Source organism: Empedobacter sp. GD03739 (assembly GCF_029843245.1).
GTDB classification, from domain to species: domain Bacteria; phylum Bacteroidota; class Bacteroidia; order Flavobacteriales; family Weeksellaceae; genus Empedobacter; species Empedobacter falsenii_B.
Genome location: NZ_JAOCHX010000014.1, coordinates 1 through 19,354 on the forward strand (window position 1 = coordinate 1; position 19,354 = coordinate 19,354).

A 19,354-nucleotide genomic window follows, 5' to 3' on the forward strand; every position below is an offset into this window, starting at 1 on the left:
ATGTCCAATTTCGTGAACAGCGATATCATTACTTTTAAAATTAACTGTTGTCGTCGCAAATTCTCCTCCAGAACCACCATAAAAAGGAGAATTAACAAGAATTACAACTTGACTATAATTGGGAATATTATCTTTCAGAACTTGTAATACCTTTTCATTTTTCGTTGGAACAACTAAACGATGAATTCCAGAAATATCAAAACTACTTCCGAAAATTGTATTTGGATTAGTTTTCGGAACTTCATATTTCTTTACAAATTTATTATAACGTTCAGGTAACTGATCCCAATCTACTTTTTCTGTGGGACATTCTTTGGTAGAATATGGGTGAATTGCACCAGATTCCTCAGAAATACTATTTATAACAAATACATTAAAATAATTGATATATTGACTTAATGGTTCCGTTTTGAAAAAATAGTCTGTAAATCGTTTTGCATCTTCTTTATAATATTTTAATTCGTCTTTTGTATAACCATCTGCTAAAACAACAAGGTTGATAATGTTTTTATCACTTCCCTGATATTGTAAGGTATCAATTTCGAATTTTTGTGCTGATAGAGTTGAAACTGTAAATAGAGTGGTGGCTAGAAAAAATAATCTTGTTCTCATAGTTGTATTTTGAAAAAATAATACGCAATATAGTAAGATAGATTTTTTTAATGAAATTTTGATTTTAAATATTTATTATCGGATAGGAGTTCTTAAATCATTATAAAACTGAAGAATATATTGTATTTTTAACACAAGAAATAATCTTGAACCAACTATGAAAATCAAAACCAAAAAGTTTCTGAAAAAATCTTTTTATACTTTACTTATTTTAGGAATTGGAAGTCTTTTGTTCACAGCTTTTGCAAATTATAAAATAGAAAACTCAACGGAAGAATTTGTCACAGATAAATTAGAGATTTTACCTAAAACCAAAGTTGCGATTGTATTGGGAACAGCGCCAAATTTGGTGAGTGGTTATCAAAATTATTACTTTACGTATCGTATAGAAGCTGCAACAGAATTGTATCAATCAGGAAAAGTAACGTACTTTATTTTGAGTGGAGATCATGGTCGAAAAAACTACAACGAACCTGAAGCAATGAAACAAGCCTTAATAAAAAATGGAGTTCCAGAAAATGTGATTTATTTGGATTATGCAGGTTTTAGAACATTAGATTCTATGATTCGTGCAAAGGAAATTTTTAGTCAGAATGAATTTATTGTAGTTTCCCAAGAGTTTCACAATCAACGAGCAGTTTATATTGCACGTCAAAACGGAATTAATGCGTATGGTTACAGTGCAAAAGATGTCAATAAACATGCTGGATTAAAAACAAATATCCGCGAGTATTTTGCTCGAACGAAAGTTTTTATTGATAGCTTTTTTGGTGTTCAACCAAAGTTTTTAGGAGAGAAAATTGAGATAATTTAATTTTTATTCAATGAATAAAGATATAAAGCAAATAATGAGTAAAATGCTTCTAATTCAATCTTCTGATTGCATTTTTATTTATGGTAAACACAATTTTAAAATAAATAATGAATTAGATTTTACTTTTGATTTTGAAGAATTAGTAGAGTTAAATATTGTAGAAAATAATATTGAGAAGAATCTTTTTACTTCCATCATTAGTCATTGTAAAGGAATTATTAAAAATAATTTTATTGTTGATTTGACTAGTTACAGAAACGCTGAGAATTTATATGTGTATTTAAAGGAAACATCCGAGTATTATGTTATCATTTCAATCGGAGAATACCAACCTAGTTTATATAGAATTTATATAGAAGGTGTCTTTTTGAAAATGTTTTAGGAAAATTATTTGAATTAAAAAGAGAAACCAAACTAATGATTTCTCTTCTAATATTTTTATTTCAAACTACTAAAATATCCTCTTAAAATAGCATCGTTAGCTGAATTTCGTGTATCAATTTCCAAAATCTTCGGACGATCACTTTCTGCATAAAAATCGTTGAACGAATTTTCTAAATCAGTTAAATTCGAAACAACATTGTATTCAAAATCATACATTTTAGCCAAATGTTCGGCAGTGAAATGGTGTTTTGTTTCAAAATAATCTTCAACAACATCGGTTTCAGAAGGACCAGGAATAAATTTGAAAATATTTCCGCCTCCATTATTAATCAAAATAATTCTGAAATTATTTGGCATATTGACATTCCACAACGCATTCGAATCATAGAAAAATGAAATATCGCCCGTAATCATCACCGTATTTTGACCAGAAGCGATGCAAGCGCCAATTGCTGTCGACGTAGAACCATCAATTCCACTTGTTCCGCGATTACAGAAAACAGGATTCGAATTGTTATGATCGAACAATAATCCGTAACGAATAACTGTCGAATTTCCGTACTGAATTTGCCAATTTTTAGGATAGTTTCTGATAATAGAATCAAATGCTTTCAAATCACAAAACGGAATCATATTGATGTAATTTTTGTGTTTGATATTATTCGCTTCTCGTATCGAATTCCATGTAGTGTAATATTCAGATTCTTTTGGGTTGACAAACGGAACAAATTGCTCTAAAAACAATTCAGGTTTCGTCTCAATTTTATCTGTTAACGCTTGGAAAGTGTCTGGTTGCCAATATTCGTCTAAATGCCAATGTTGCGTTGGTTTTTGATCACGTAAGAATTTTTTAATTTTTTTCGAAACGACATTTTGCCCAATTGTCAATAATATATCAGGTTTCAACGCTTCTAATTCTTCTTCTGAATAAGGGAAAATAACTTGATCTATTTTATTGAAAAATCGTTCATCATGAATATTTGACGTTACTTCTGTCAACACAACAACCGAATCATCTTGCGCCAATTGTTTCACAAAATGATCAAATTCGGCATCAGGATGATGTAATCCGACCAAAATCATTTTACGCGTCGAAGCATTCCAACGTTTCATCAAATCAATCACATCAATTTCTGGATAATCTTTTGCAGGAATTGTTATCGTATCAATTTCAATATCTGGCGTTGTTACAGATTCGTACAAAGGTTCAGAAAAAGGCATATTGATATGAATTGGCGCAGATTTGTGCATACAATCAATCAATGCATATTTCGTCAACAACATATTTCGAGTTAAATCATCTGTTTCTTCACTTTCGGAAAGCTGAACATTATGAACAGAATGTTGCTCGAATAAATTATTTTGACGAATGGTTTGTCCATCAAAATTATCAACTAAATGTTCGGGACGATCGGCAGAAAGCACAATTACAGGAACATTTTGAAAAAAAGCTTCCGTAATTGCTGGATAATAATTTGCCGTTGCCGAACCAGAAGTACAACAAACCACAACAGGTTTTTGAATTTGCTGAGCCATTCCCAAAGCGACAAATCCAGCCGAACGCTCGTCGATTACACTATAAGTTTTGAAACGTTTGTCATTCGCAAATTGCATGGTTAATGCTCCGTTTCGAGATCCTGGCGATAATACGATATGATCAATTCCGAAAGCCAAAAAAGTTTCAGCAATCAATTGAACATTTAATTTATTTGATATTTTTCTCAACGTAGTTGTCTTAAATTATAAAAGGTTTTGATTAGCAAATTTACTAAACAAAACCTTTCAAAAAGTATGATATTTTTAAGAATTAAGTATGTAAACCTCCGTCTACACTCAAAACTTGTCCTGTTACATAACTTGATAAATCTGAAGCTAAGAATAAACATGCATTTGCAACGTCTTCTGGCTGTCCTCCACGTTTTAATGGAATTCCATTGCGCCATTCTTCAACCACTTTTTGATCTAAAACTTCTGTCATTTCAGTTTCGATAAAACCTGGTGCAATTGCATTACAACGAATGTTACGAGAACCTAGTTCTAACGCAACAGATTTAGAGAAACCAATTAAACCAGCTTTAGATGCAGCATAATTTGCTTGTCCAGCATTTCCTTTGATTCCAACGATAGAAGACATGTTCACTATAGATCCAGAACGTTGTTTCATCATCGGTTTGATCACTGCTTTTGTTAAGTTGAAAGCCGAATTTAAATTTGTTTGAATTACTTTTTCGAAATCCTCTGCAGACATTCTCATCAACAAATTATCTTTCGTAATTCCAGCATTATTAATTACAATATCAACTTGACCAAACTCAGCAATTACATCTTCCACTAATTTTTGAGCAGCTTCGTAATCAGAAGCATCAGATTGATATCCTTTTACTTTACCGAATTGTCCCAATTCTTCTTCCAAAGCTTTTGCTTTTTCTACAGAAGAAGCATAAGTAAAGGCAACGTTAGCGCCATTTTTCACAAAAACTTCAGCAATACTTTTTCCAATACCGCGAGTTGCGCCTGTAACGATTGCTGTTTTACCTTGCAATAAATTCATGTTTATAGGTATTATATATTGCTTCAAAAATACGATTTTTTGTGAGAGTTAAAAATGTTAAAAAATACTTTATCAATTTTATTTAACATTTTATGGTATTATAATTGAAAATATTGATTGTTATAACCAATAAAATAATAAAAACATGAAGAATCTATTGAAATTTTTGGCGGTAACATTTTTCGCCTTATTTGTATTCACAGCTTGTAATGATGATGACGATCCAGCTAACAACGATTTTTTTGCAGGAACTTACAAAGGAAGTATAAGTTATAAAGACGCGAATAATTCATTATCAACTCAAAGTGGTAGTGTGTTTGTAACAAAAATTGCAAGCGGAACAAAGTATAATTTTGCTTTTTCTGATAAAATTCCAGATTTAAACGGTGTTGAGTTTGAGAAAAAAGGTGACAATACTTTGGTGAGTGTTGGAGCAGATGAATTATCTTATATTAGAATTGATAATGCTAAATTGACAATTCTTTACACAAAAGACGGTAAAACTTGGACTGCAAATGCAACAAGATAATTTTTAGGAATAATAATATAAAAGACGTTCAGTAGTGAGCGTCTTTTTTTTTGTACAATATTTTGAGCTGAAAATAGTTAAATATAAAATGATGTTTTATGAGAACGATTGCATGTTTTGCTTCAGTATTAATGATGATATTTTCTTGTAATAATGAGGATGATAGCCAGAATACTATTTATAAAGAAAAATATGAAAGACGATTTATTATTTTTCAAGATTCTTTAGGAGGAATTGTACAAGATAGTGGAGTAGTGCAAGTTTCTCAATCTAAGAATTTATATAAATTTGATTTTATCACAACTCAAAAAATTGATCCAATAGAAAATATTCAAATGGAAATGACAGGAAGCAATTCGTTACGAAATGTGGGTTGGACACCAACAAAACTGATTATGCTTTCTAGAGATAGTATCAATATTTCTTACAAAGAAGGAAAACGATATTGGTTAGTCAATTCGATTAGTAAAAATTAATCATAAAAAAATCCACTCAATATTGAGTGGATTTTTTAGTATGATTTAAAATTTCAGATTATAATCCGAAAGCTGTTTTAATTTGATCTACGAAGTCTAATTTTTCCCAAGTGAATAATTCAACTTCAACTTCAACAACATCTTGTCCATTAGCAGATTCAAAACGTTTCGAAACCATTTTTGGTTCTCTACCTAAGTGTCCGTAAGATGCAGTTTCTTTGTAAATTGGGTTTCTTAATTTTAATCTTTGTTCGATAGCGAAAGGCTTCATATCAAAGATTTCAGAAACTTTTGTAGAAATTTCTCCTTCAGTTAACTCAACTTTTTGAGTTCCGAAAGTATTTACTAATAAAGAAACTGGAGCAGCAACACCAATTGCATAAGAAACTTGTACTAAAACTTCGTCAGCAACACCAGCTGCAACCAAGTTTTTTGCAATATGACGCGCAGCATAAGCAGCAGAACGGTCAACTTTTGATGGATCTTTTCCTGAGAAAGCCCCACCACCGTGAGCACCTTTACCACCGTAAGTATCTACAATAATTTTACGACCAGTTAAACCTGTATCTCCGTGAGGTCCTCCAATAACGAATTTTCCTGTAGGATTGATATGGTAAGTAATACTATCTGTAAATAAATCACGTAAATGAACAGGTAATTGCGCTTTAACACGAGGAATTAAAATACTTACTAAGTCATTTGTAATTTTATCTCTCATCGCTTCTTCGTTTGCGAAGTCATCATGTTGAGTAGAAATTACAATTGTATCGATACGAACAGGTTTGTTGTCATTATCATATTCAATTGTTACCTGAGATTTAGCATCAGGACGTAAATATGGTAACAAATCTTTCTCGTATTTACGGATATGTGCTAATTCTTTCAATAATCTGTGTGATAAATCTAACGCCAAAGGCATATAGTTTTCAGTTTCGTTTGTAGCATAACCAAACATCATTCCTTGGTCACCAGCACCTTGCTCTTCGTCAGATTGTCTGTCTACACCTTGGTTAATATCTGGAGATTGCTCGTGAATTGCAGATAAAATTCCACAAGAATTTGCATCAAACATATATTCACTTTTCGTGTAACCAATTTCAGCAATTGTTTCTCTTGCTACACGTTGCAAATCAATGTAAGAATTAGATTTTACTTCACCTGCTAAAACAACTTGTCCAGTCGTTACTAAAGTTTCACAAGCTACTTTACTTTTTGCATCAAATGCTAAAAAGTGGTCAAGAATTGAATCAGAAATTTGATCGGCAATTTTATCTGGATGCCCCTCAGAAACTGATTCTGACGTAAATAAATATGACATTTCTATACTTTTTTTTAAATGATAGAGGGGAGGATAAACTGAAGTCCTGTTTTAGCAATTGTTTTATGAGGTTGCAATCAGTCAAATCATTCCTCTCGATTTTTTTCGAGCTCAAATATACAATGAATAATATGAATAAAGAAAGATATTTAACATTTATTAGTATATGAAAATTATAGAGTTTAATATTTTATGAATTCTAGAAATAGAATAAAAATGGTGTATTTAAATAAATTACAAATATATTTTCTTTGATTGGTTAATTTTTTAACTCTGTATAGATAATTATTCAAAATAATGTTGTTACTTTAGAAAAAAATTAATTGAAATGAAATTTGACACTCTCGATCAACAACTACTAATGTACCTACAAGAAAACAGTAAAATTACCTACAAAGAATTATCTGATAAGTTAAATTTATCGTCAACCGCAATTCATGAAAGAATCAAGAAATTAGAAAAATCTGGAATTATTTCTAAATATGTTGCGCTTGTAAACAGAAGATTAATTAACAGAGAACTTTTGGTATTTAGTCATATTAAGTTACAACAACATTCTGCTGATAACATCAAGATTTTCGAAAACGAAATTGTGAATTTAAAAGAAGTTCAGGCGAGTTATCATGTAAGTGGTGATTACGATTACATTATCAAAATGTCTTTCGAAAATATGGACGAATACAGAGATTTTATGGTAAATAAACTAACAACAATAAAGGTAATTGGTAGTACTCACAGTACTTTTGTGATTGGTGATGTAAAAGATGATACCGCTTTCCAATTGGTATAAAAATAGTAGAAAGGTTCTGATAGATTAGAATTTTTTTTGATTGAATAAGTAAAAATAGAGAAGACATGAGCAAGGAAATAGCAGTTTTAGGAGCTGGATGTTTTTGGTGTGTGTAAAATCATACTATTTTTTTAACTTATTGACATTAATAAATATACATAAATTCCATATTCAAACCCTTTGTATTCAAAGGGTTTCTTTATTTGTTATAACTTGTCGTTGTGTGATGTAAATTGATAAAAAGTGTTGAGAATAACAATAGTTTGTGCAAATTTTTGAATATTTGCACAAAAGCATTTTTAAACTCCCGAAATATGATTACAGCTATTATTATTGTTGATACAAGAAGAATTACAAACAAAGGATATCCAATTAAAATAAGAGTTTACAATCAGGAGGAAAAACAGAATAAATACATTCTTACTAAAAAGTATCAGCTTGAAAAAGATTTAGTGATTGATTCTGAAATTAGAAAATTGCAATATGATATTGATGAAAGATTGATTTATTGCAGAAGGAATAATTTAGATTTTGATTCTTGTATGGATGTATTAAAAAATGGTATTCCAGATAATGATATTGATCTTGAAATTAAAATTCTTGAATCTAAATTAGCAGAGCTAAAAAAGAAAAGACCTTCAATTGGTTTTATACAATTTGCTGAAAAATTTTTAAATCAAAAATTGAAACGAAACGAGAAAATTGAAATATTTCAAACTGCAATAAATCACTTCAAAAAATTTATTCTACCTAATTTAGATATTCCTATTAATAATATTGATTATGACTTTGTGAATAATCTTGATCTTTATTTAAGAGGAGTAGAGTCTGTGAGTTCAAAAAATAAAAAGCTTTCAAATGCGACAATAAACACTTACTTTGAAAAGTATAATCATATATATAACGAAGCGAAAAAGCACGAGCATTTGTTTGTGAAAGATAAAAATCCTTTTTCTTTAATAGATATTAAGTCAATTTCGGAAAGAACAAATAAAGATTATTCATTAGAAGAATTAAAGGCTTATTTTAATTCTGATTTAATATTTGTTAATTCTAAAAAATACCCTGTAAGACCAGGAGCTGAATTAGCAAGAGAAATACATAAGTTTCAATTTTTAATTGGTGGACATGATTTAATAGATATCGCATCTTTAAAATGGTCAAGCATTGTTAATAATCGTTTAGTTTTTAAACGTGCAAAAAATGTAAGACACAAGTTTGGCGGAAAAACTATCGATAATATGTTACATCCTTTAGCTTTAGAAATTATAGAAAAAATTGGAACAAAGGACCATGAGAGAATATTTTCATTTTTGCGAGATCCAACAGAATCATACGAAAGATATAAAGCGCAAAGGCAATATTACGATAAGGTATATAAATCTATTGAAGACAATTTTTCTTTTAGTAGTAATAAATTAAGAAGTAAAACTATGCGTTACACTTTCAGAACTATTGCAGGGAATCTAATGATAAATGAAATGATGCTTAAAAATATAATGGGCCATTCTGATAATAGTATCTCAATGGGTTATCAAGGCGCTACACCTTACGAAATCCAAGACGCAGAACATTTGAAGGTTATTGAAGCGGTTTTTGGGAAATAAAAAAAGGATCCAAATGAATCCTTATAGTTAAATTTGTTTGTTATACTTCAATTGGATGTATATCGATTAAAGTATAATATATTTTTACTTTTCCAGATGGAAAAATTCTTTTTATTTTTTTTAATTCTAATTCGCATCGCTTATTAAAGTAATCGAAATTTAACTCAGTTATTTTATCTTCGTTTATAGTTTCATCAAAATAACCTGAAATTTTGTTTTCATTTTCATCAGTAAATTCAAACTTACCTGAATCTAATAATACACCTCTAAAAGTTCCTTTAATAATTAAATTTTCATCTGTTGTTATTGTTGAATTAATTCTTTCAAAACCATTATGAATCTGATCACTAGATATTGTTATAGAATCAGCAAGTTTTTGAAATTGCAACATTGAGTTTTCATTTGAAATTTCTTTAAGAAAAGTTTTTAAATTACCTAAACTTCTATTTGGGATTTTCTGAATTGTATTTTCAAAATCTTCATCACTTTTGGTTGTCACTTCAATTAATGTAATTACATTTTCTATTGCTTGATTTATTTCTAATTCTGTGAAAATATTATTTTGAGTTAATTGAGTAAGTTGCACTCCAAAAGAGCCTGTAGGTAAAGCTGTTAAGTAAAGTTCAGCCTCTTTGATGTCTTTTATTTTTCCTCTATTTTTAACTGTACCAAATTTTATTTTTGAAGTTTCTGTTTTAATTAATTCCTGAAATGGCTTGAGAATTTTACTTAAAAAATCAATTTTTATCCCTTTGGAACCAACTACTGCATTACCACTAAAAAGTAAAGAAACTTTTGCTTCGATAACATCTTCATTATTATTTAATTCATCTAATTCTTTTTTTAATAAATCAATTTTTTTTGATAAACTCATTGACATAAAAGGATCACCACTTGTAAGTTTCAATAGGTCTTCAAGTTCAATAATTTGTCCTTTTAATTTTGATTTTAAATTTATCATAGAGCTAAATTAGTTAAATATTCAATAGCTTGTTGATCGATTTCTGGCGTATTCAAATCAACTTTAATAATACCTTTCCAGACCCCTAATCTATTATGTGAAAATAACTGTATCCAATACGTTGTATATTTTACTGTGAAATCAGGGTTATTTGTATAATTAAATGGATAATGATCTAATTTGTACTCTCTTTTTGATATTTCAGAATCGAAAAATGATTTGAAATTATTGCTAATATTTAAAATTTGATCATTAGTGAAAATAGGCTGATCATATAATGTTATTATATCCAAATCTCTAGGTGCTCTATTTTCTAAAATTTCTATATTTTCAGTAAAACTACCATCTAACCATTGATAGCCATTAGTAAATCCATATTCAGTTAATTTCTGTCTAAATTCTAAAAACTTTTTTAATATATCAATTCTCTCAATTGATGTGCCAAATTTAGTCACAAACTCTAATGTATTAGAATAATACGGACTAATTTCTTCTTCTTTTCTAGGATCACCAATATGAGGTGGAGTAACATGATTATGGTCAAAATCAGGTATCATATCTTTTACTGCGGGTATTAAATTATGTAAGATTACAAATAATATTTTGAATACAATTACGGTTTCATGCAAAAAAAAAGAGTAGATCTTTATTTTTTACATTTCTTTATCATATGCTTTTTTGGTATATGAATTTTTGATTTGATCATTTACAAGTAAACTATAGTCAATATTATTAAATAAAGTATATTCTTCAATTAATGGCTTAAATTTCTCTCTACCGTTTGTATGTAAACAATTATAAAATAATAAAATTTGTTCGGAGCTAGATAATTGAGCTCTTGCAATTGAAATATATCGATTTTTATCAATGTCCTCCGTATTATCGATTAATTTGATAATATGATAATACGTTCTAAAATAATGGCTTAAATAGTTTCTGTATTGTGAATATATTTTTCCATAAATATAAATGATATTCTTTTCATCTAAATCTGATTCATTTAATCGTTTTTGCGTATAAGGGTCTCTATTTTCATTTAAATAAACTCTAAATGATCTATTTAAATCATTTTTTAAATAATTAAAGAATTCACGACCTGTATGATGTTTATCTCCATATTCATTTATATCCATTGAATTTACAATTGAATGAAATAGACTTAACATTTGAAAAAATGTGTTTTCAAATTTTTGAACTTTCAAAGTATCATTTTGAAGAGTCATTTCTAATCTTTGACTCTTTAATTCCAGCCTATTTTGTTTTAATTCAAATTGATTATATAGTATTTCAAGTTGTTGTTGTAATAATTGTTGTTTCTGTCCTAGAAAAGCTACATACACAAATAACAAACCTGCTAATGACCATGTAGAGGCAACGGAACCTGATAGAAAATCGCCTAACTCATTTAATTCAAATTTATCATTTTTTAAATAATAGTTTATTGAAAACCCAACTATTATAAATCCAATTAGCACAAATACCCAGGCAAGTATTGTGTAAATATTTATTTTAACCATTAAAGATTTTACTTTATTGGTAATTTCAAATTCTTTAAGAGATAAATCTTCTTCAATTATTTTAATTTCTTCGTCCATCAATTATTTTAATATATACTTTAATATAATTTTTGCAATAGTACTAATTATTAGTGTTTGTTTATTTTACGGGAAACCGTAATTACAATTGATTTCTTTTAATTTCTCAATTCACTACTCAATATATTAACCTCTTGTTTGATTGAGTTTAAATTTGATTTGTAATCAAAGAAACTTTCATCAACAGGTTGTTTTGTTTCTGAAACATATTTATTAAGTAAAGAATGTAATTTAATAAAATTATCGTGTTTAATCTTCTCGTTTTTATTAGGCTTATTAATGTAACCGAAATGATAATTTAATTCATGTAATAATTTACCAATACTATCACTTTTTCTGTTATAAATATTTTCAAATTGCAATCTTTCAATTGCTTTTTTATAATCACTCACATAACAGTCTTCAAACTTTAAAGAATTACATAAAGCGTATTTTTTATTTTTATAAGCTTCTTCTCCAATAGTGAAATTCATTGATACTAATTCAGTATTTAAGCTGTCAATCTTATTTATTTGCGGTAATAATTCTTGAATATCTTTATTTAATTTCGATTCTGAACAAGAGAAAAGAACACTAATAAGAAGAAGATAAACTATATTTTTCATAAGATTATAAAGCTAATTTCTTACTATGAGTTGACGCTACAACTTGAAATAAAGCTGTTACCATTGAAATTGGCACTTCTTCATATTCAGGATAATCAAATTTATCTTCATCTAAAGGTTTTGGAATTAAAACAAGATATTTATTATCCTTATCTCTCCTTACTTTTTTTATTGTTCTTAAGTCATTTGTTGTTACGACAGCGTATATTTCTCCTTGTGGAAAATATGTTTGCCACTCTGGAACTTCTCTTAATCCTAATATATCATCGTTTCCTAATTCTTTGGACATGGATTTTCCCGAATTCTTAATTGCAAATTGTGCGTTATGAAATTCAGGTAAGTAAAAATAATAAGAAGGAACAACTGTTTGATCGTTGAAAATTTTGGTAAACCCAGAATAGAAATCTACATCATAAAAAGGAATTTTCTTTATAGGTAAGCTTTTAACTTCTTCTGTGTCTACTTCAACATATTCATCGCTGTCATTTAACATAGAACCTTCTCCTGTTAAAAGCCAATTATGATTTATTTCTGAATAAACATTATTTATTTTTCTAAACAATCCTTCTGTTTGATATTTTTCACTACCATTTAAAGCAGCTGATAAATTGGGTTGCGAAATATCAATCAATTTCGAAAAAGCTGTTTTAGTTTTTATTTTATATTTAAACATAATATAATCTACTACATTATTCAATCTTTCAGTAGTAGTTTTACTATAATTTGTAGTATTTTCTTTTTCTTTCATATATTTGTATGAATTAAAATCCTTGTTATGAAGCATAAATCATTTTTCGATAAACATGAAGACTTTGTATTTAAAATTGTTATGGCTTCAGTTATGACAATTTTCGCCGTCGGTTGCGTGGCTTTAGCTATAGCTATTGTTCTTACTTTTAGCGAATTGATTAACAGGTGATAATTAAAATAACTGCCTTAAATTGTCTTTCTTTTTAAGAATAATTATTTGTTCTAATGTAAATAATCTTATAGCTTCATTTATCTTCATTGTGTCTATTGCGCTTTTACCTTGTAAAGGAATAGGATAGTCTTCATAAAGATTATCCATGTACTCAATAAAGTTTAAGTCATGCACTTCAAAAGCGTGATATAGTGATTTTAATGAATAAATTTTAAAATCAATAACCCATTTTTTATTCACCTCACTTCTGAAATGTGTTTTAGCTACCTCTAAATATAAGATACTGAGCATTTTGTGTTTCTCTTCTTTAATTATCTCTCGCTCTTTTTTAATATCATTCTTTATTTGAGCAATATTGAATACTTGAAAAATTTGAAAACCTATCAAAACAGCAACAATCACACTGAAACTCGCTAAAACAATATTATAATAGTCAATCGCTACCATTTATTTAAAATTTTATTCATTTTATATTATTGATAATCAGATAAATAAAATATTATTTATTTAAATACTATAAATATTAGTATTAAACACTTGTAAATACTATAAATTGTAGTATATTTGTAAAACAAAATACCACTGTGCACAAAGTTACACAAGGTATAAGAAGTAAAAGTAGTAAAAATATACCAATTATATAAGATAGTTCAGATATGGAAGCCAGTTTAAAACTTAAAAAATACAAAAGTTTCTCAAATGGAGTAGGTCAATTAAAAAGAGATTCTTTCCAATCTTTTAAAAAAGAGGTAATGATGTTTTTAGCTATGAAAAGTGATAGCACTTATTACTCTAAGATGAGAGGAGAAAGACCTATGAGTCCATCGGATATGGCAACTATCGAAAGAATCTTCAAAAAACATGGTGTAACTCAGAATATTTGGTCCGATCCTATCAAAAAGGAAAAGCCTAAGATTAATCAATCATAATATACCCTAAATACCCGAAAAATGGAACAATTAACAGAAAGAGAAAAACTAATCACTCAAATGATTGCGAGTGGTAATTCAGTAAAAGAAATTGCTGATAAGGTTTGCAGAAGTGAACATACAATTACTAAGCAAATACAAGTGATTTACGATAAGACAGGAATCGCAAGACGATTAAATGCTCTAGCAGCTTACTATTACCAACTACTTATTTCAAAAGAGTTTGATAAGGTGAGTTTAAATCCAAATCAGCAAACATTTCTAGCATAAGCAGAAGATCTTAGTCTACGGACTTTAAAATATAAACGAAGCGTTCTTTTAAAATTCGAAAATATTCAGAAAAGATAAAAAGTATTTCTTTTTCCTTCTATTGGCGGGGTTGTCAGTAGGTTCTTACAGCGCATTAATTTGTTCTATAAGCGCGTGCAATAAGACGTATATCCTTCTCTTAGCGGGACAAGAATAAAGAAATCAAATTATAATCTTAAGAAGAAATCGGGTAAAAGAAACTTCAACAATACATTTTTTTTGAAGTGTTCTTTGACATTATTGGGATAAATATAATAATCATTGCTAACTATATCATGTTAGGTGAGTCTGCGAGCTGTAATTGTATGAATTACTAAAGAAACAGCTAAGAGCGAGGGGATAACCTTTGAAGCATCCGAATTATTATGATTATCAAACCGCGATAAGGCGCGGTATTTAATACCTGTTTATTTCTCAATAGTTCAGTGGTAGAACGGTCATATTTCTTTGATGCGTCATCGGTTCGATTCCGATTTGAGGAACTAAAACAAATCAAATAGCTTATGAAAAAATTAATCAGAAGAATTAATAGATTTTTATTTCTTGATGATGAAAGGATTAAAAATCAACTCAATTTATACAAATTACTAGAAAACGAAGATGCACTTTCTGAGTCAGAAAATAAAGCGATGCTCTGGTATTTTAAAAAAGTATTAAAAAAAGAGCTTAATAAATATGTGCCAATCAATGAAATGATTGACACTTTAGAAAACAAAAAAACCTCCGAAGAGGTTTAATTACTAAGGAAATACACTATCTAGAATTTCATCCGGACCGAGAGATGAAGAAGTGTTTTCTTTCTTCTTTTCAATTAAATGAATTGATACAATAATTTGCGTAGAGAATTTAGGATGATATAACAATACCCATTTATGATCTACTTGAATAAAACTTCTTTCATTTTTATCATCTAAGAAAGCACTGATAATAAAGTTTGTTTTATTGTATCTGACTTTGTCATTAATCTTAAAAACATTCATAATGTATATATTTTATTGTTGGAACTACAAATATATACAAATTCCTGATTGGCAAGCTTCAACGTTCGAGCCGTTGACAGGAACTAATCCAAAAAACTAATCCAAATGAGTGAAGTAGAAAATTACCTTCAAAAGAAGAAATATTTGGAGAGAAGTGACTTTCCAAAAGTTTTTAAAATAGACTTTAGAACATTTGAAAACTATTATGTTAAAGCTTCTAGTAATCAAGATAGAAGAATTAGCAAGGCTAAAATTGATATTATTAAAATTCCTAAAAACAAAAGAACAAAACAACTCTTTAAGACTTCTGATGTTGTTGACTTCTTATCTCTTCACGGAATTTATCCGCTTGATTTTTTAAACATAAAAAAAGCTCCAGTTGCACCTGAAGCTTAGTTTCAAAATTTATAATGTATGAAAAAGTTTCTCGAACATTATGTAGCAAAACTACAAAGATTTTTCCAACGAAAAAAAGTAGTTGAAAAAACAACTGAACCAGAAGAAATTAAAATTCTGGTAGGAATGATAAAAGTCAACGCAAATAACAAAGTTATTGTGTTTGATTTTAGACTTCAAGAAGGTCAAAAGTTATCATTGAGCGATCATTTAAAAAGGTATCACCAATGCACAGATTCTCTTTTAAAAGAGCAATATCTGATTGATATGTATAACGATGGTTTTTTAGATGAAGCTATTGATTTGTATGAAAATAAGAATGGTTTAATTGTAATTGATAAGATGCTATGAACGAGCAAAAATTTGTGCAAGATTTAAATACAATGATTTGTCTTGCAGCACTTATTGTAGTTGGTTTTTTCGTAATTAAAATTGTGTTTTAAGATGGTGAAGTTATTTATTACTAAACAAGGATCAGAAACACCTCCAAAAAGCAAGGATAGCGCTCATGTTAAATTAGGGTTTTCGGATTATTTCATTGCTAAAATAAAATGCATCAACAAAGACGTTAAATTAAGTTTAGTTTCTTATGATTTCAAGAAAGATAAATGGACTTGCGTTAGATCAGGACTTGAAGAAGTGCTGGAGTATTATGTTTTAGATAATGGATTCGAGCAATGGCTGAAAGCAGATGAGAAGATTGATTTAGAAATTTTACATTCAATTTACAACGCTTTTGATGAAGAAGATAAATATTAACTTATGAAAAGAAAAATCTACATCCCTCAACTTGCAGAAATTGAATTTGATTTCATGCAAATGAAGCCAGATTGTTTTAGAAACGTTGATGGTGAAATGAAATTAGCTTTTGAATTGAAATGTACTGATCCAAATTACAAAGGTCATAATCTTACTTTAGGATTGAATTTCAATTACAACGAGAATGCAATTGACGAACGTTTCCCTAATTATCGTTATACTGAATTAGAATCACTTCATAATATAGAATTGTATGATTATAACATCGAATATCAATTCAATGATTTTACAACAGCTAAAATACTTCAAATTGCAAAAGCTGTTATGCCACGGAAATATACTGAAATAGCAACGATAAAAACTTATTCGTTATGAATGAAATGATTTATGTCTATGACATGAACAACAAGTTAATCTTTGAAACAGAAAATAAAGCTGAATTAAAGAGAAGATTTGGAATTACATATAAATCTTTAATGATTAGAATTAAAAAGAAATCTCCTTTCAAAGATCATTACTTTGCTATTGTTGCAGATTTTAAAATTCCATTACAACCACTTACAAAACCTAAAAATAAAGTAGGAGCTGGCAGACCAAATTCAAAACCAAATCTTAAAAAGCAACAAGAAAAGGAGATTCAAAAAGAAAATACTTTTCTTACTTATTCAGAAAGTAAAGAGCAGAAGAATATCGCTCAAAAGGTCTTAGAAAAAGCAAAACTACAAAATAAGCCTGTTCGCAGATTAAGCGTTAAAGATGCTGTCAGAAATTCTTTAAAACGCGAATTAAAACTTTCACACATTTAACAAATACCCAAACAATTACATGAAAAATATTGTATTAAAAACGCTGGAGTTGAAGAACTTCAAAAGCTTTCGTCATGCCAAATTTGACGATTTCAACCAAAAAGAGAACTTCATTTACGGAAAAAATGGAGCAGGAAAATCAACACTTTTCGACGCTTTTTTATGGTTACTTTTTGGAAAAGATGCCAACGATCGAAAAGATTACGAGATTAAACCTCTTGACGAAAACAATCAAGTCCAAAAACAGATTGATGTTGAAGTCCATGCTACTTTATTAATCAATAATGAAGAAGTTACTTTATCACGAATCTACAAAGAGAAGTGGCAAAAAGTAAAAGGAGCAGAAGAAAAGACCTTCAAAGGTCACGAAACTGAATTAATCTTTAATCAAGTGCCTGTTTCCTTAAAAGAATTCAATGCAAAAGTTGCTGAAATTTCTGAGGAAAGTTTATTTAAACTTATAACTAATCCGAGTGCTTTTGAATCGTTAGATTGGAAGAAGAAACGCGAAGTTTTAGTTTCAATTGCTGGTGAAGTTTCGGATGAAGAGTTATTTAATTCTGATGCAGATTTTAAAGAGTTATCATTGAAATTAACCAACAAAACTTTAGATGAATATGATACTCAGTTAAAAGCTTCAATCAAAAAATCAAAGCAAGAAAAAGAAGATACTCCTGCTCGAATTGACGAACTTAAAAATTCAAAAATTGAAGATGTTGATTTTGCGAAAATTGATTCGGATATCCAGGAGAAAGAAGGTAAAATTTCTGATATAGATTCAGAGCTGGAAAACGCTTCTAAATCGGTTCAAAATATTGTTGATGCAAATACGAAGGTTCAACAAGAAATTCAATCTTTAAACTCTCAAAAATCAGAGATTGAAATTGGTTTAAGAAATCAAGCTAAGCAAGAATGTTTTATTGATACTTCTACAATTGATTCTTTGAAATCGAAGTTGAGGAACGCTCAAACAATGCTACAAAATTCAAATAATTACCTTAATTCTTTAAAGCAGAATATTAGTAATTATGAAAGTAGTATAAAAGCATTAGAAGCTGATAAAACTGATTTAGTTTCAAAATACAATCTCGAGAATGCTAAAGTTTTTGATGCTGAAAAATACTCTTGTACTTGCCCTAATTGTCAAACAAAATTTGTTTACAATGACGAACCGGAGAAAGAGTTTAATTTAGAAAAGAATCAAAAATTATCTAAGATAATTGATCAAGGTAATTCGATTAAATCTAAGATTGAGCAATATAAATCTCAAGTAGAAAAAGTTTTGCTTGATTTAGCAACTCCATCAGAAGATATTAATAAATATCAATCAGATATTGACAATATTAATTCTGAGATCCAAACCGAAAAATCAAATCTCCAATCTCCTAAAAACGAAGAAGAAGTTTATCAAAATTTAATCAGTGATAATGCGCAATTGTCAAAATTGAAAATCGAAATTGCAACTCTTCAATCGAAAATTAAAGAAGTTAAACAAGCTGATAATTCCGAATTGAAATTACAAAAACAAACTTTACAAACGGAAATTAAGCAGTTAATCGAACTTAAAGGAAAGAGTTCTGTAAATGAATCTATTGATAATCGTATCAAAGAATTAGCTAATCGAGAAAAAGAACTTTCTCAGATTATTGCAAACCTTGAAAAAGAACAATTTGTTATTGAGAGGTTCAAGAAAGTCAAAACTGAAAGCCTTGAAAAATCAGTTAATGAAAAGTTTGAATACGTTACTTTCAAATTATTCGAAGAGCAAGTAAACGGAGGTTTAAATCCTACTTGTATTACTTTGGTTAACGGAGTTCCTTTCGGTTCAGCAAATACAGCTGGAAGAATCAATGCAGGTTTAGATATTATCAACACTCTTTGTAAAGTGAATGAAATCAACGCTCCTGTATTTTTGGATAATCGCGAATCTGTAACCGAATTAATTCCTACCGAAAGTCAAATCATCAGTTTGATTGTAGATCCTAATCAAGAAACTTTAAAATTTAATTAA

General features: G+C 28.8%; 26 protein-coding genes and 1 tRNA gene. 16 read left to right on the plus strand and 11 right to left on the minus strand.

Translation table 11 applies throughout. The features are described 5' to 3' along the window. Positions 1-612: M64 family metallopeptidase (locus tag N5E64_RS06110; RefSeq protein WP_280036382.1), on the minus strand; the 612-nt coding region annotated here is incomplete at its 3' end. A gap of 157 nt (positions 613-769) precedes the next feature. Here N5E64_RS06110 and N5E64_RS06115 point away from each other — a divergent pair. Beyond that, a complete protein-coding gene (locus N5E64_RS06115; protein WP_125349808.1) occupies positions 770-1,426 on the plus strand; it encodes a vancomycin high temperature exclusion protein in 657 nt (218 codons plus the stop codon). A gap of 10 nt (positions 1,427-1,436) precedes the next feature. Then, the gene (locus N5E64_RS06120; RefSeq protein WP_038336116.1) at positions 1,437-1,808 is read left to right on the plus strand and encodes a hypothetical protein; all 372 of its coding nucleotides are present in this window, start codon (positions 1,437-1,439) and stop codon (positions 1,806-1,808) included. A 56-nt stretch (positions 1,809-1,864) separates the two neighbouring features. On the opposite strand, the gene menD is transcribed toward N5E64_RS06120, so the two are convergent. Continuing rightward, the gene (menD, locus tag N5E64_RS06125; protein ID WP_115001028.1) at positions 1,865-3,535 is read right to left on the minus strand and encodes a 2-succinyl-5-enolpyruvyl-6-hydroxy-3-cyclohexene-1-carboxylic-acid synthase; all 1,671 of its coding nucleotides are present in this window, start codon (positions 3,533-3,535) and stop codon (positions 1,865-1,867) included. A gap of 82 nt (positions 3,536-3,617) precedes the next feature. Continuing rightward, the gene (fabG, locus tag N5E64_RS06130) at positions 3,618-4,361 is read right to left on the minus strand and encodes a 3-oxoacyl-[acyl-carrier-protein] reductase (protein WP_038336119.1); all 744 of its coding nucleotides are present in this window, start codon (positions 4,359-4,361) and stop codon (positions 3,618-3,620) included. Positions 4,362-4,506: 145 nt separating this feature from the next. Between fabG and N5E64_RS06135 the strand changes: the two genes are divergently transcribed. Both N5E64_RS06135 and N5E64_RS06140 read left to right on the plus strand, forming a co-directional pair. Beyond that, a complete protein-coding gene (locus N5E64_RS06135; RefSeq protein WP_115001026.1) occupies positions 4,507-4,890 on the plus strand; it encodes a hypothetical protein in 384 nt (127 codons plus the stop codon). Between the two features lie 98 nt (positions 4,891-4,988). Continuing rightward, complete coding sequence (locus tag N5E64_RS06140; protein ID WP_115001024.1) at positions 4,989-5,366, plus strand: hypothetical protein; 378 nt, start codon at positions 4,989-4,991, stop codon at positions 5,364-5,366. Between the two features lie 58 nt (positions 5,367-5,424). Here the strand turns inward: N5E64_RS06140 and metK are convergent, their stop codons facing one another. Further along, the gene (metK, locus tag N5E64_RS06145; protein WP_280036383.1) at positions 5,425-6,684 is read right to left on the minus strand and encodes a methionine adenosyltransferase; all 1,260 of its coding nucleotides are present in this window, start codon (positions 6,682-6,684) and stop codon (positions 5,425-5,427) included. Between the two features lie 328 nt (positions 6,685-7,012). On the opposite strand from metK, the gene N5E64_RS06150 reads away from it, so the two are divergent. Both N5E64_RS06150 and N5E64_RS06155 read left to right on the plus strand, forming a co-directional pair. Next, positions 7,013-7,474 (plus strand): Lrp/AsnC family transcriptional regulator, encoded by a 462-nt coding sequence (locus N5E64_RS06150; protein ID WP_115001022.1) that lies wholly within the window; start codon positions 7,013-7,015, stop codon positions 7,472-7,474. 314 nt (positions 7,475-7,788) lie between these two features. Further along, entirely contained in the window at positions 7,789-9,081 is a 1,293-nt protein-coding gene (locus N5E64_RS06155; RefSeq protein ID WP_280036384.1) for a site-specific integrase, read from the plus strand. 40 nt (positions 9,082-9,121) lie between these two features. Here N5E64_RS06155 and N5E64_RS06160 read toward each other — a convergent pair whose 3' ends face one another. The 6 genes from N5E64_RS06160 to N5E64_RS06185 form a co-directional block, all read right to left on the minus strand. Beyond that, the gene (locus tag N5E64_RS06160; RefSeq protein WP_280036385.1) at positions 9,122-10,042 is read right to left on the minus strand and encodes a hypothetical protein; all 921 of its coding nucleotides are present in this window, start codon (positions 10,040-10,042) and stop codon (positions 9,122-9,124) included. Next, on the minus strand, positions 10,039-10,599 hold the full coding sequence (locus N5E64_RS06165) for a DUF6932 family protein (RefSeq protein WP_280036386.1): 561 nt from the start codon (positions 10,597-10,599) through the stop codon (positions 10,039-10,041). The genes N5E64_RS06160 and N5E64_RS06165 overlap by 4 nt, the downstream gene beginning before the upstream one ends. 96 nt (positions 10,600-10,695) lie before the next feature. Next, a complete protein-coding gene (locus tag N5E64_RS06170) occupies positions 10,696-11,637 on the minus strand; it encodes a putative phage abortive infection protein (protein WP_280036387.1) in 942 nt (313 codons plus the stop codon). 98 nt (positions 11,638-11,735) lie between these two features. Then, entirely contained in the window at positions 11,736-12,242 is a 507-nt protein-coding gene (locus N5E64_RS06175; protein ID WP_280036388.1) for a hypothetical protein, read from the minus strand. 4 nt (positions 12,243-12,246) lie between these two features. Next, positions 12,247-12,990: a S24 family peptidase gene (locus N5E64_RS06180; protein WP_280036390.1), complete on the minus strand. Its 744-nt coding sequence runs from the start codon at positions 12,988-12,990 to the stop codon at positions 12,247-12,249. A 174-nt stretch (positions 12,991-13,164) separates the two neighbouring features. Beyond that, entirely contained in the window at positions 13,165-13,611 is a 447-nt protein-coding gene (locus tag N5E64_RS06185; protein WP_280036392.1) for a hypothetical protein, read from the minus strand. A 209-nt stretch (positions 13,612-13,820) separates the two neighbouring features. On the opposite strand from N5E64_RS06185, the gene N5E64_RS06190 reads away from it, so the two are divergent. The 4 genes from N5E64_RS06190 to N5E64_RS06205 all read left to right on the plus strand — a co-directional run bounded on the left by N5E64_RS06190 (position 13,821) and on the right by N5E64_RS06205 (position 15,139). Then, complete coding sequence (locus N5E64_RS06190; protein WP_280036393.1) at positions 13,821-14,093, plus strand: hypothetical protein; 273 nt, start codon at positions 13,821-13,823, stop codon at positions 14,091-14,093. A 21-nt stretch (positions 14,094-14,114) separates the two neighbouring features. Then, a complete protein-coding gene (locus N5E64_RS06195) occupies positions 14,115-14,363 on the plus strand; it encodes a response regulator transcription factor (RefSeq protein ID WP_280036394.1) in 249 nt (82 codons plus the stop codon). A 450-nt stretch (positions 14,364-14,813) separates the two neighbouring features. Further along, positions 14,814-14,884, plus strand: a tRNA-OTHER gene (locus tag N5E64_RS06200). Between the two features lie 21 nt (positions 14,885-14,905). After that, positions 14,906-15,139 carry a hypothetical protein gene (locus tag N5E64_RS06205; RefSeq protein ID WP_280036395.1) on the plus strand — a complete coding sequence of 78 codons (234 nt, stop codon included), beginning with the start codon at positions 14,906-14,908 and terminating at the stop codon, positions 15,137-15,139. A 3-nt stretch (positions 15,140-15,142) separates the two neighbouring features. On the opposite strand, the gene N5E64_RS06210 is transcribed toward N5E64_RS06205, so the two are convergent. Beyond that, positions 15,143-15,382, minus strand: a complete 240-nt coding sequence (locus N5E64_RS06210) for a hypothetical protein (protein WP_280036397.1) — start codon at positions 15,380-15,382, stop codon at positions 15,143-15,145. Between the two features lie 105 nt (positions 15,383-15,487). Here N5E64_RS06210 and N5E64_RS06215 point away from each other — a divergent pair, with 105 nt between their 5' ends. The 6 genes from N5E64_RS06215 to N5E64_RS06240 all read left to right on the plus strand — a co-directional run bounded on the left by N5E64_RS06215 (position 15,488) and on the right by N5E64_RS06240 (position 19,354). Continuing rightward, positions 15,488-15,778 carry a hypothetical protein gene (locus N5E64_RS06215; protein WP_280036399.1) on the plus strand — a complete coding sequence of 97 codons (291 nt, stop codon included), beginning with the start codon at positions 15,488-15,490 and terminating at the stop codon, positions 15,776-15,778. An 18-nt stretch (positions 15,779-15,796) separates the two neighbouring features. Beyond that, positions 15,797-16,129, plus strand: coding sequence for a hypothetical protein (locus N5E64_RS06220; protein ID WP_280036401.1), 333 nt, complete (start codon positions 15,797-15,799; stop codon positions 16,127-16,129). Positions 16,130-16,222: 93 nt separating this feature from the next. Next, positions 16,223-16,537 (plus strand): hypothetical protein, encoded by a 315-nt coding sequence (locus N5E64_RS06225; protein WP_280036402.1) that lies wholly within the window; start codon positions 16,223-16,225, stop codon positions 16,535-16,537. A gap of 3 nt (positions 16,538-16,540) precedes the next feature. Continuing rightward, the gene (locus tag N5E64_RS06230) at positions 16,541-16,912 is read left to right on the plus strand and encodes a hypothetical protein (RefSeq protein ID WP_280036403.1); all 372 of its coding nucleotides are present in this window, start codon (positions 16,541-16,543) and stop codon (positions 16,910-16,912) included. Beyond that, positions 16,909-17,343: a hypothetical protein gene (locus tag N5E64_RS06235; RefSeq protein ID WP_280036405.1), complete on the plus strand. Its 435-nt coding sequence runs from the start codon at positions 16,909-16,911 to the stop codon at positions 17,341-17,343. Before N5E64_RS06230 ends, N5E64_RS06235 begins: the two co-directional genes overlap by 4 nt. Before the next feature lie 19 nt (positions 17,344-17,362). Next, positions 17,363-19,354 (plus strand): ATP-binding protein, encoded by a 1,992-nt coding sequence (locus N5E64_RS06240; RefSeq protein WP_280036408.1) that lies wholly within the window; start codon positions 17,363-17,365, stop codon positions 19,352-19,354.